11 protein-coding genes are annotated in these 12,498 nt (G+C 64.7%); 9 read left to right on the top strand and 2 right to left on the bottom strand.

Features of this window, described 5'->3' with window-relative positions; all coding sequences use genetic code 11:
* Positions 1-139 precede the first annotated feature (139 nt).
* Complete coding sequence (locus QW845_RS16355) at positions 140-2,212, bottom strand: murein L,D-transpeptidase (protein WP_315802858.1); 2,073 nt, start codon at positions 2,210-2,212, stop codon at positions 140-142.
* A gap of 386 nt (positions 2,213-2,598) precedes the next feature.
* Positions 2,599-4,092: a sigma-54 dependent transcriptional regulator gene (locus QW845_RS16360; RefSeq protein WP_315802601.1), complete on the bottom strand. Its 1,494-nt coding sequence runs from the start codon at positions 4,090-4,092 to the stop codon at positions 2,599-2,601.
* 120 nt (positions 4,093-4,212) lie between these two features.
* Between QW845_RS16360 and QW845_RS16365 the strand changes: the two genes are divergently transcribed.
* The 9 genes from QW845_RS16365 to QW845_RS16405 all read left to right on the top strand — a co-directional run bounded on the left by QW845_RS16365 (position 4,213) and on the right by QW845_RS16405 (position 12,437).
* Positions 4,213-6,195 carry a M3 family oligoendopeptidase gene (locus tag QW845_RS16365; protein WP_315802602.1) on the top strand — a complete coding sequence of 661 codons (1,983 nt, stop codon included), beginning with the start codon at positions 4,213-4,215 and terminating at the stop codon, positions 6,193-6,195.
* 84 nt (positions 6,196-6,279) lie between these two features.
* Positions 6,280-6,504: an AbrB family transcriptional regulator gene (locus tag QW845_RS16370; RefSeq protein ID WP_315802603.1), complete on the top strand. Its 225-nt coding sequence runs from the start codon at positions 6,280-6,282 to the stop codon at positions 6,502-6,504.
* A complete protein-coding gene (locus QW845_RS16375; RefSeq protein WP_315802604.1) occupies positions 6,501-6,896 on the top strand; it encodes a type II toxin-antitoxin system death-on-curing family toxin in 396 nt (131 codons plus the stop codon). Before QW845_RS16370 ends, QW845_RS16375 begins: the two co-directional genes overlap by 4 nt.
* A 106-nt stretch (positions 6,897-7,002) precedes the next feature.
* Positions 7,003-7,155 (top strand): aa3-type cytochrome c oxidase subunit IV, encoded by a 153-nt coding sequence (locus tag QW845_RS16380; protein ID WP_315736334.1) that lies wholly within the window; start codon positions 7,003-7,005, stop codon positions 7,153-7,155.
* A 131-nt stretch (positions 7,156-7,286) separates the two neighbouring features.
* Positions 7,287-8,414, top strand: a complete 1,128-nt coding sequence (locus QW845_RS16385) for a Re/Si-specific NAD(P)(+) transhydrogenase subunit alpha (protein WP_315753919.1) — start codon at positions 7,287-7,289, stop codon at positions 8,412-8,414.
* A gap of 11 nt (positions 8,415-8,425) precedes the next feature.
* Positions 8,426-8,743, top strand: a complete 318-nt coding sequence (locus QW845_RS16390) for a proton-translocating transhydrogenase family protein (protein WP_284420324.1) — start codon at positions 8,426-8,428, stop codon at positions 8,741-8,743.
* A 45-nt stretch (positions 8,744-8,788) separates the two neighbouring features.
* Complete coding sequence (locus QW845_RS16395) at positions 8,789-10,186, top strand: NAD(P)(+) transhydrogenase (Re/Si-specific) subunit beta (protein ID WP_315736336.1); 1,398 nt, start codon at positions 8,789-8,791, stop codon at positions 10,184-10,186.
* Between the two features lie 18 nt (positions 10,187-10,204).
* Positions 10,205-11,005 carry an alpha/beta hydrolase gene (locus QW845_RS16400; RefSeq protein ID WP_315802605.1) on the top strand — a complete coding sequence of 267 codons (801 nt, stop codon included), beginning with the start codon at positions 10,205-10,207 and terminating at the stop codon, positions 11,003-11,005.
* Between the two features lie 97 nt (positions 11,006-11,102).
* Positions 11,103-12,437, top strand: a complete 1,335-nt coding sequence (locus QW845_RS16405; RefSeq protein ID WP_315802859.1) for a sodium:proton antiporter — start codon at positions 11,103-11,105, stop codon at positions 12,435-12,437.
* Positions 12,438-12,498 lie beyond the last annotated feature (61 nt).

The raw sequence follows: 12,498 nt of genomic DNA on the forward strand, positions 1-12,498 counted from the left end.
CTTAACATATACTCTTGAGTGTGGCGAAAAAGAGCCATCGAATCTTGGTTGATCATTGTGGTTAACCTAAAGCAAAGGCCCCGCCGATCGGCGAGGCCTTTGATCTCAAAATGGAATTTGACCGTGATCGGCGGCCTGATCAGCGGGTGAAGACCCGCCGGGCAGGGCGGCCGACCGGCGCCGGCGGCGTCGGCGCGCCGCCGCCGCCAAACAGCCGCTCGAAGAAGTTCGGGCCGGAGGAGAAGCTGTTGTCGCTGAGGCTGACCGAGTTCGGCAGCGGCCCCTTCGGACGCGCGTAGCTCGGCTGGGCATGGGCGACGACGTTCTCGAGATCCTTGCCGCGGCTGTTCTTCAGGATCGCGATCATGGTGGCGTCGCGGCCATAGATGTCCTTGCGGAATTGCAGCTTGCCGGCATCGTCGACGAAGGCGGTCTGGTAGGTGATGTTGACCGGGATCGGCGTCGGAAATTTCAGGTCGATCTCGCTCCGGCCGTACATGCTGCGGATGCGCTCGGGCGTGTAGCGCTCGCCGGGCATGGTGATGTTGAGCAGGACCGACGCGTACTGATCCGGATACTGTACGCGCATGCAGCCATGGCTGAAGGCGCGCTCGTCACGGGCGAACAGGTTCTTGTCCGGCGTGTCGTGCTGATAGACCAGGAACTTGTTCGGGAAGTTGAAGCGGATGCGGCCGAGCGCGTTGGCCTCGCCCGGCGGCTGCGAGATGTGGATCGAGCCGTCGCGCGCGCGCTCCAGCCGGAGCCCCATGCGGTCGAGCACCGTCGGATCCTGCTGCAGGGCCGGCAGATACTCGTTGTAGATGATCGACGGCGGCACGTTCCAGGTCGGATTGACCGTGATGAACTTCATCGTCTCGCTGAGCAGCGGCGTCGCATGCTGTCCGGGCTTGCCGGTCACCACGCGGGTGCTCCACACCTGCGCGCCGTGCTGCATCACCTTCAGCGTGTAGTCGGGGATGTTGAGGATCACATAGGCGTCGCCGATGCCGGGGGCGCCGAGGTCGCGCGGCAGCCAGCGCCAGCGCTCCATGTTGACGAGGACCGTATCGATCTGCTTGTCGCGCTTGGGCGTGTTCAGCGCCTTCACGGTGCGGTCGTCGAGCACCCCGGTCGGCTTGAGGTCGACGCTCTCCTGGAACTTGCGGACGGCGGCGGCGACCTTGGCGTCGTAGCGGATGTCGTCGGCATTCTCGGTGAGACCGAGCTTGGCGCGCAGCTTCGGCACGCGCGGGTCAGACATCTGCGCCTCGGCCTCCGGCGCATTCTTGCCGCGGGCAGGCGTGTATTTCAGCGGCTGGCCTTCGTCGATGATCACGGGCGCGCCGTCGGTGACGCCGCGCAGCTCGGCGAGCTTGGCCTTCAAGAGCTTGTAGAGCTTGTGCGGCGGGTTGTAGCTCTCCAGCGCCGCCGAGGCGTCCTTGGCGCCGGTGACGTTGGCAAGCACCTCGTTGGCGTCGACCGGATGGTCGGGATACTGGATGTCCGCCGAGACCTGCGACCAGTGCATGCGGCCGCTCTGCGCCTGGCGCGCGTAGTCCATCATGCTCTCGGTGAGTCTGAGATCGGCCTCCGCAAGTGCATCCGGTGCGGAGGCTGCGGCTGCGAAGTCCGGCACCGGATAGTCGCCGGGATTGAGGCCGTCGGCTGCTGCATCCTTGAGACGGGCGATGACGCCCTTCGCGGCGGCGGTCAGGCTGCCGCCCTGGGTCCAGACCGGCGCATAGTCGCGGCCGGTGTAGAACTTCTCGACGGCGGCGCGCTCGGCCTTGCGGTCGAAATACTTCGTCGCCTTGGTCGCCATCAGGTCGCGCAGACGGTCGGCAACGGGCTGGTCGGCGGCGGGAACGGTGCTGGCGGCCTTGACCGGCTCCGGGGCTGTCGCGGTGGCAGGAGCCGCTGCGGGCGGCGTGGCGACGGTCTTGGTGGGATCGGCCGCAGGCGCCGCCGCAGAGTCGACCGGCTTGACCGTGGTCTCGGGCGCCTTGACCTGCTCGGGCGACACGGTTGCGGTGGTGTCGGATTTGGTTGTGTCGAGTTTGAAGTCACTGGCGGTCGGCGGCGGCACATTGGCCGGCTCGGGGAACGGGATCGCCGCATCGATGGCCAGCTCGGCCGCGCTGTTGCGGGGCGGATCGCTCTGGGCGAAAGCAGAGGTCGAGGACACCGCGAGGAAGGTCGCCGCGACAGCCATGAGCACGCGGTCATATCCGCCACGGGTGGTCACACAATCTCGCATCGTCAATCCCTCGGATGATCTGTCCCGGCTGGAACAGGTGTAACAAGGTCGATCCGCCAGCTTCGGCGTAGGTACCGCCGGTGAGGATGGCTCACGTCTGCACGCAATGATTCACGCCCAAACGATACTCAAGCCCCACTTCTGCGGCCAGCGCCACACGGGACAACTCACGACAAACTGACTCTTGGGAAACCCCGGCCAAACCGATCGTGCGTTTGTGCCACGCGTTATTTCCTTTGTCTGTCACCGCAAGGCAACGGTTCAGATGTTCCATTGTTGCCAAGACTTGCGGCCTTTTTCGGACGACAGCCGAGCGCGACCATGGTGAGCATCCGCGCGGCTCAGCCGAGCGGCGGGCTTTCCGTTGCGGGCGTCTCGCCATTGGCTTCGTCGAGTTTGCGGTAGAGCGTTGAGCGTCCGATTTTGAGGCGGCGCGCCACCTCCGACATCTGGCCGCGGTAATGGGCGATGGCGAAGCGGATGATCTCATGCTCCATCTCCTCGAGCGGCCGCACCTCGCCGCTCGCGGTGAGCAGCGGCAGGAACCCATGCGAGGGCAGAGGGGCAATGGGTACTTCACTACCCGGCACCATCGCAGGCAGGGGAGGAACAGGCCGCTCAACGGTGAGGGCCGGCGCAGGCTCCACCGGCGGCGCGTGGGTGGGAATCAGCGGAAAATCGGCCACGCCGAGCTGGTCGCTCTCGCCCATGACGACGGCGCGGTAGACCGCGTTTTCCAACTGGCGGATGTTACCGGGCCAGTCGAGCTTGGTCAGATAGGCGACGGCCTCGCCGGTGATGCCCGAAATGGCGCGGTTCTCCTCGGCCGCAAACCGCGCGAGGAAATGCCGCAACAGATGCGGGATGTCCTCGCGGCGGGTCCGCAGCGGCGGAATGGTCAGCGGCAGCACATGCAGCCGGTAGAACAGATCCTCGCGAAAATGTCCTTCCTTGACGCGGTCGAGCAGCCTGCGATTGGTCGCCGAGATGATGCGCACGTCGACCTTGACCGGCTTGCGGCCGCCGACGGCCTCGACGGCGCCCTCCTGGAGGGCGCGCAGCAGCTTGACCTGGGCGGTGAGCGGCAGCTCCGAGACCTCGTCGAGGAACAGCGTGCCGCCATGGGCTTCGACGAACTTGCCCATGTGACGCTCGGTCGCGCCGGTGAATGCGCCCTTCTCGTGACCGAACAGGATCGATTCCACCAGATTGTCCGGAATCGCGCCGCAATTGACGGCGACGAACGGCTTCGTCTTGCGCTCGCTGGTGCCGTGGATGGCGCGGGCGAACAGCTCCTTGCCGACGCCCGATTCGCCTTCGATCAGCACGGGAATCGACGAGGCCGCGGCCTTCTCCGCGATGCGCAGGATCGGCGCCATCGCCTCGGCGCGGGTGATGATGTCGGCGAAGGTCAGGCGACCTTCGCGGCTGTGCCGGATGCGCTGCAATTCGCCCTTCAGGGCCGAGGTATTGAGCGCATTGCGCAAGGAGACCTGGAGCCGCTCGATGCCGACCGGCTTGACGACGAAATCCTGCGCGCCGGCGCGCATCGCGGAGACCACGTTGTCGATGCCGCCATGCGCGGTCTGCACGATGACAGGTATCGAAATCCCGATCTCGCGCATCTTCGAGAGCACGCCCATGCCGTCGAGGCCGGGCATCACAAGGTCGAGCACGATGGCGTCGATGGGGCCGGCGTCGGGATTGGTCAGCTTCTCGATGACGGCGTCGCCGGTCTCGACGACGACCGCCTCGTAGCCGCATTTCTGCACCATGTTCTCCACCAGCCGGCGCTGGACCGGATCATCATCGGCAATCAAAATGCTGGCAGCCATGGCTTTCCTTGCACGCTACGACTATCTGTCTCGAATCGGGGCACTCTCGCCGACGCCGATTAACGCAACCTTAAACCTCGCTGATCGGGATAAACGTTCGAACAACAGGTTACCCATCCGATGACCTCGCGCGCCTCTTCTGCCCTTCGCAAGCCGACCAAAGCTGCTCCTCCGCCCAAAACCGCGTCAAAGACTGCCAAGGCCAAACCGGCCAAGACGTCCGTCGTCAAGACGCCGTCGAAGCCGGCGGCCGCCAAGGCCAAGCGTGGCGCGACGGCCAAATCATCTGCAAAGCCGGCGAAGAAGGTGGTCGCGGCCAAGACCGGAATCGGAACGCTGCCCGAATGGAATCTCGGCGATCTCTATATGGGCATCGACGCGCCTGAGATCGCTCACGATCTCGCGAAGATGGATGCCGAATGCGTCGCGTTTGAGACCGACTACAAGGGCAAGCTCGCCGAGCACGTGGCGCGCGAGGATGGCGGCGAATGGCTCGCAGAAGCCGTGCGGCGCTACGAGGCGATTGACGATCTTGCCGGACGGCTCGGCTCGTTCGCGGGTCTCGCGCATGCCGGCGACAGCGTCGATCCGGCGATCTCCAAATTCTACGGCGACATCTCGGAGCGGCTGACGGCCGCGTCGACGCATCTGCTGTTCTTTCCGCTCGAGCTCAACCGCATCGACGACGCCGTGATCACGCGCGCGATGGAGACGCCCGCGCTCGGTCACTACCGGCCGTGGATCGAGGATCTGCGCAAGGACAAGCCGTATCAGCTCGAGGATCGCGTCGAGCAATTGTTCCACGAGAAGTCGCAGACCGGCTATTCGGCCTGGAACCGGCTGTTCGACCAGACCATCGCCGGTCTGCGGTTTCAGGTCGGGGCCAAGGAGCTCGCGATCGAGCCGACCTTGAACTTCCTGCAGGACCGTGACGGCGCCAAGCGCAAGGCCGCCGCCGAGGCGCTGGCCAAGACCTTCAAGGCCAATGAGCGAACCTTCGCGCTGATCACCAACACGCTCGCCAAGGACAAGGACATCTCCGACCGCTGGCGCGGTTTCCAGGATGTGGCGGATTCGCGCCATCTCAACAATCGCGTCGAGCGCGAGGTGGTCGATGCGCTGGTGGCCTCGGTGCGCGCGGCCTATCCAAAACTGTCGCATCGCTACTACCAGCTCAAGGCGCGCTGGTTCAAAAAGAAGAAGCTCGCGCATTGGGACCGCAACGCGCCGCTGCCGTTCGCCGCCAATGCCACCATCGCGTGGCCGGAGGCGAAGAGCATGGTGCTGACGGCCTATCGCGGCTTCTCGCCGGAGATGGCCGACATCGCCCAGCGCTTCTTCGATCACAGCTGGATCGATGCGCCGGTGCGCCCGGGCAAGGCGCCGGGCGCGTTCTCGCATCCGACCACGCCCTCGGCGCATCCCTATGTGCTGATGAACTACCAGGGCAAGCCGCGCGACGTGATGACGCTCGCGCATGAGCTCGGCCATGGCGTGCACCAGGTGCTGGCGGCCAAGAACGGCGCGCTGATGGCGCCGACGCCGCTGACGCTCGCCGAGACCGCGAGCGTGTTCGGCGAGATGCTGACCTTCAAGCGGCTATTGTCGGAGACCAAGGATGCCAAGCAGCGCCAGGCGCTGCTCGCCGGCAAGGTCGAGGATATGATCAACACGGTGGTGCGGCAGATCGCGTTCTATTCGTTCGAGCGCGCGGTTCATACCGAGCGCAAGAATGGCGAACTGACCGCGGAGCGGCTCGGCCAGATCTGGCTCTCGGTGCAGACCGAGAGCCTCGGCGAGGCGATCGAGATCAAGCCGGGCTACGAGAACTTCTGGATGTATATCCCGCACTTCATCCATTCGCCGTTCTACGTCTACGCCTATGCGTTCGGCGACTGCCTCGTGAACTCGCTCTATGCCGTCTATGAGCACGCCGCCGACGGCTTCGCCGAGCGCTATCTGGCGATGCTGTCCGCCGGCGGAACGAAGCACTATTCGGAGCTGCTCGCCCCATTCGGGCTGGACGCCAAGGACCCCAGGTTCTGGGACGGCGGCCTGTCGGTCATCGCCGGCATGATCGACGAGCTGGAGGCGATGGGGTAGGGCTGTTAAACATTTGTTGAACGGCAGAAAGGGGTGCGTTATACGTCTGTATAACACGCCCCTTTCTCGCTACCGGACCTCACCATGAAGATCGAGATCAAGAAGATCGGCAATTCCGATGGCCTGTTGCTGCCGCGCGAGTTGATGCAGCGGCTCGATCTCAAGCGCGGCCAGCAGTTGCATATCGTGGAACTGCCCGGGGGCGGATTCCAGGCGCTCCCCTACGATCCGGATTTCGAGCGGACGATGGAGATCGCCGACGACATTATGGATGAGTACCGCGACACCCTCGCCGCGCTCGCCAAATGAGCGACCAGCAAGAGCCGCTTTGGATCACCTACGAGCAGGCGATCGCGATTCACGCCCGTCAGTTGCGCCGCTTCGGCGGCGCGCCAGGACTGCGCGAAGAAGGAATGCTGCGGTCGGCGTTGGAGCGTCCAGTCAACAAATGGAGCTATGAGCAGGCGACGCTGCCGGAGCTTGCCGCGGCCTACGCATTCGGGCTCGCCAAGAACCACGCCTTCGTCGACGGCAACAAGCGCATCGCGTTCATGGCGATGATGACGTTTCTGCGCAGAAACGAAATCGCGTTCGCGCCCGACCCTGCGCAGGCAACTGCCATGATCCTCGCCCTCGCCGCCGGCGAGGTCAGCGAGGCCAGCCTGACGCGCTGGATCCGTGACAATTGGCCTGGCCAATAGCCCGATCGGAAAAGCCGATAAAATCGCCTTGCATGCCAGCCGTTGCCCTTGCATCGGCTTTGAGGTATGCGACCTTAACAAAGCAATTTTTCTCTGGGGGACCCCGATGGCAAACCATGGCGAGATCGCCTACTCGACGGCTGACGGCAACGACTACGTGGCACATGAGGCCACCTATGAGGGCTTCATCAAGCTGGTGAAGTACGGCACGATCAGCGTCGCTCTCATCGTCATCTTGATGGCTATTTTCCTCGCTTAATGTCGCTATGGGCCCGCCGGCATCTCCGCCGGCGGGCCTTCAGCTGACTGGCCGGGCCGATCCGCCGTCATGCTGAAGCCATGGACGTCCCGCCCTTTTAAGCTCGCGCGCGCATTCGCGCCGGAGGCCTCATGAAGATTGCCGTCGCCAAGGAAATCGACCCGTTGGAGCCGCGGGTCGCCGCCTCTCCCGACACGGTGAAGAAGTTCAAGGCGTTGGGTGCCGAGATCGCGGTCGAGCCCGGCGCCGGCATCAAGTCCGGCCTGCCGGATTCGGAATTCACGGCGGCAGGCGCAACCGTCAGCGCCGACGCGCTGAAGGACGCCGACATCATCATCAAGGTGAAGCGGCCGGAAGCCTCCGAACTCGCCAACTATCGGCGCGGCGCCTTGGTGTTCGCGATCATGGATCCCTACGGCAACGATGCCGCGCTCAAGGCGATGGCCGATGCCGGCATTGCCTCGTTCGCGATGGAACTGATGCCGCGCATCACCCGCGCCCAGGTGATGGACGTGCTGTCGAGCCAGGCGAACCTCGCCGGCTACCGCGCCGTGATCGAGGGCGCCGAGGCGTTCGGTCGCGCCTTCCCGATGATGATGACCGCGGCCGGCACCGTGCCGGCGACCAAGGTCTTCGTGATGGGCGTCGGCGTCGCCGGCCTGCAGGCCATCGCAACCGCGCGCCGGCTCGGCGCCATGGTCTCCGCCACCGACGTGCGCCCCGCCACCAAGGAGCAGGTGGAGAGCCTCGGCGCCAAATTCCTGGCGGTCGAGGACGAGGAGTTCAAGAACGCGCAGACGGCCGGTGGCTATGCCAAGGAGATGTCCAAGGAGTACCAGGCCAAGCAGGCGGCGCTGACGGCGGAACACATCAAGAAGCAGGACGTCATCATCACCACTGCGCTGATTCCCGGCCGTCCGGCGCCGCGCCTCGTCACCATGGAGATGGTGAAGTCGATGCGCCCTGGCTCGGTCCTGGTCGACCTTGCGGTCGAGCGTGGCGGCAATGTCGAGGGCGTCAAGCTCGGCGAGACCGTCGAGATCGACGGCGTCAAGATCATCGGCTACCCCAATCTCGCCGGCCGGGTCGCAGCGTCCGCCTCCGGCCTCTACGCCCGCAACCTGTTCTCCTTCATCGAGACGATGATCGACAAGAAGGAAAAGACACTGGCGGTGAACTGGGACGACGAGCTGGTCAAGGCCACGGCTTTGACAAAGGATGGCGCCATCGTCCACCCGAACTTCCAGCCGAAGGCCTAAGGAGCAGAGCCATGGAACATGTCGTCCAAGCCGTCGACCCCTTCGTCTTCCGGCTGTCGATCTTCGTGCTGGCGGTGTTCGTCGGCTACTTCGTGGTGTGGTCGGTGACGCCGGCCCTGCACACGCCGCTGATGTCGGTGACCAATGCGATCTCCTCGGTGATCGTTGTCGGCGCGCTGCTGGCGGTCGGCGTTCCCATGCTGTCGAGCGGCAGTGGTCTGGCGCGAGCGTTCGGCTTCATCGCGCTGATCTTCGCCTGCGTGAACATCTTCGGCGGCTTCCTCGTCACCCAGCGCATGCTGGCGATGTACAAGAAGAAGTCCAAGTAACAACGCCGCACGACGCGGGATGACAGGCACAACGGGGCATCTGCAATGAACGCCAATCTGTCGGCACTCCTTTATCTCGTGGCAGGTGTGCTGTTCATCCTGTCTCTTCGCGGGCTGTCGAGCCCGGCCTCCAGCCGGCAAGGCAACTTCTTCGGCATGGCCGGCATGGCGATTGCGGTCGCCACCACGCTGGCTGGGCATCCACCGGCGGATGCGATCGCCTGGATCCTCGTGATCCTCGGCGTTGCGATCGGCGGCGGCATCGGCGCAGTCATTGCGCGCCGGGTGCCGATGACGTCGATGCCCGAGCTCGTCGCCGCCTTCCATTCGCTGGTCGGCATGGCCGCGGTGCTGGTCGCCGCCGGCGCGTTCTTCGCGCCGGAAGCGTTCGACATCGGAACGCCCGGCAACATCCATCCGCAGAGCCTGGTCGAGATGTCGCTCGGCGTCGCCATCGGCGCGCTGACCTTCACCGGCTCGGTCATCGCCTTCCTCAAGCTGTCCGCGCGGATGAGCGGCGCGCCGATCATCCTGCCGGCGCGTCACATCATCAACATCGCGCTCGCCGTGGCGCTGGTCTTCTTCGTGGTCCGCCTGGTGATGACGGGCGGCGGCTTCGACTTCCTGATGGTGACGCTGCTGGCGCTGGCGCTCGGCGTGCTCATGATCATCCCGATCGGTGGCGCCGACATGCCGGTCGTGATCTCGATGCTGAACTCCTACTCCGGCTGGGCGGCCGCGGGCATCGGCTTCACGCTCGGTAATTCGGCGCTGATCATCACCGGCGCATTGGTCGGCTCGTCCGGTGCGATCCTGTCCTACATCATGTGCCATGCGATGAACCGGTCCTTCATCTCGGTCATCCTCGGCGGATTCGGCGGTGAGACCGCAGCGGCGGGCGGTGGCACCGGCGAGCAGAAGCCGGCCAAGCTCGGCTCGGCCGACGATGCCGCCTTCATCATGAAGAACGCCTCGAAGGTGATCATCGTGCCCGGCTACGGCATGGCGGTCGCCCAGGCGCAGCACGCGCTGCGCGAGATGGCCGACACGCTGAAGAAGGAAGGCGTCGAGGTGAAATACGCGATTCATCCGGTCGCTGGCCGCATGCCCGGCCACATGAACGTGCTGCTCGCCGAAGCCAACGTTCCCTATGACGAGGTGTTCGAGCTCGAGGACATCAACTCGGAATTCGCCCAGGCCGACGTCGCCTTCGTGATCGGCGCCAACGACGTCACCAATCCGGCAGCCGAGGAGGACAAGTCCTCGCCGATCTACGGCATGCCGGTGCTGCAGGTGTGGAAGGCCGGCACCGTGATGTTCATCAAGCGCTCGCTGGCGTCGGGCTATGCCGGCATCGACAATCCGCTGTTCTACCGCGACAACACGATGATGCTGCTCGGCGACGCCAAGAAGATGACCGAGAACATCGTCAAGGGCATGTAGCCGGCGGCATCGGGAGCCATGACGTTTCTGAAATGGCTCCTGATCGTCGTGGCGGCGGTCTACGGCATCGTGCTTGCGGCCCTATTCGTCCGCCAGCGTGCGGTGCTGTTCCCCATTCCGCCGGTGGGCCGCACGGCACCGGCTGCAGCCGGGTTTCCTCAGGCTGAGGAGCATGTGCTGACCTCGGTCGATGGCGAGCGGGTCATCGTCTGGCATGTGCCGGCGAAGCCTGGCCACAAGGTCGTTCTGTACTTCCCGGGCAATGGCGATTTTCTCGCGGGCGTGGTGTCGCGCTTCAAGGCGCTCACGGCCGACGGCACCGGTCTCGTTGCGCTGTCCTATCGCGGCTATGCGGGGTCCAGCGGCAGTCCCAGTGAGCACGGGCTGCTGCAAGATGCCGCAGTCGCCTATGCGTTCACGACACAGCGCTACGAGTCGGGACGGATCGTCGCCTGGGGCTTTTCCCTCGGCAGCGGCGTGGCCACCGCGATCGCCGCGGAGCATCCGGTCGCCAAGCTGATCCTCGAAGCGCCCTATACATCCACGGTCGATGTCGCGTCGGAGATGCTGAAGGTGGTTCCGGTCAGTCTGCTGATGCTCGACAGCTTCCATTCCGATCGGCGCATCGCCGATGTGCGTGTGCCGCTCCTGATCATGCATGGCGAAAGGGATCCGGCGATTTCGATCCGCTTCGGGGAACGATTGTTCGCACTTGCGCATGACCCCAAGCGCTTCGTACGGTTTCCCAACGGCGGACATAATGACCTGGATCTTTTCGGTGCGACTGAGACGGCCAAGAGCTTCATCGACGGCTTGTAACGTTCATCGATCGCGGTGGCCGGCTCTCCTCGGGATCGTCCTGCTCTTTGGGAGCCTGCCGGTGCAGGCGCATGCCGCCGGGCTGAACGGCGCGGCGATGACCTGGCCGTTCGCACTGCCATTCGCGGGACTGCTGTTGTCGATCGCGCTCGGGCCGTTGCTGTTTGCCAGGTTCTGGCATCATCACTACGGAAAGATCGCCGCGGCATGGGCCTTGGTGGCGTTGGCGGCGTTGACCTGGAATGCAGGGCTTGGCACGGCGCTCGCTGCCTTCGTCCACGCGCTGCTCGCCGAATATCTCAGCTTCATCGTGCTGCTGTTCGCCCTCTATACGGTCGCCGGCGGCATCCTGGTGACCGGCGACATCAAGGGCACGCCCGCGACCAACACCGCCATCCTGGCGCTCGGCACGATCATCGCGAGCGTCGTCGGCACGACGGGCGCCGCGATGATCCTGGTGCGTCCCCTGATCCGCGCCAATCTGAGCCGGCCGCATAATGTGCACGTGCTGATCTTCTTCATCATTCTGGCCGCCAATGTCGGTGGTGCACTGAGCCCGCTCGGCGATCCGCCACTGTTCGTCGGCTTTCTGCGTGGCGTCGACTTCTTCTGGACGACGCAACACCTCTGGCTGCAGACCGCGATCGTCGCCGGCCTGTTGCTCGTGATCTTTGCCGCGATCGACGCATGGCGCTTCCGTGCCGAGAAGCCTTCGAGCACGGATGGCACGAGCGAGCCGGTTCGTGTTCGCGGGCTCGTCAACGTCGTCCTGATCGCGGCCATCGTCGTCAACACGCTGGTATCGGCGACCTGGAAGCCGGGCATCTCCTTCGACGTCTTCGGCACGCATGTCGAGCTTCAGAATCTCGTGCGCGATGCCGTCCTCGTGGCGATCGCCGGCCTGTCGCTCTGGCTTACGCCGGACGAGCACCGCGAGGCGAACGGGTTCAACTGGGAGCCGATCCGAGAGGTCGCCAAGCTGTTCGCGGCGATCTTCACCGCGATCGTTCCGGTCATCGCCATGCTGAATGCGGGTCGCAGTGGCTCTTTCGGCTGGCTGTTGGATGCCGTGACGACACCCGCCGGCGCGCCGCGGGAGGTCGCCTATTTCTGGTCCACCGGGCTGATGTCGGCCTTCCTCGACAATGCCCCGACCTATCTCTTGTTCTTCGAATTGGCGGGCGGCGATCCCAAGGTGCTGATGGGCGAGCTCTCGGGAACGCTGGCGGCGATCTCGATGGGCGCAGTCTACATGGGCGCACTGACCTATATCGGAAATGCGCCGAACTTCATGGTCGCAGCGATCGCCAATGAGCGGGGCATCCAGATGCCGAGCTTCTTCGGCTACATGCTGCGGGCAGGTGCCGTCCTCATTCCGCTGTTCGTGCTGCTGACCGTGCTTCCGATTCATCCGCTGCTCAGTCCGCATTGACCTGATCGACGGCACCTTCAGAGACCGTCCTGGTTGAGACCCTGTCACGGCCGGACCGCGT

Source organism: Bradyrhizobium sp. SZCCHNS3002 (assembly GCF_032377435.1).
GTDB lineage: Bacteria > Pseudomonadota > Alphaproteobacteria > Rhizobiales > Xanthobacteraceae > Bradyrhizobium.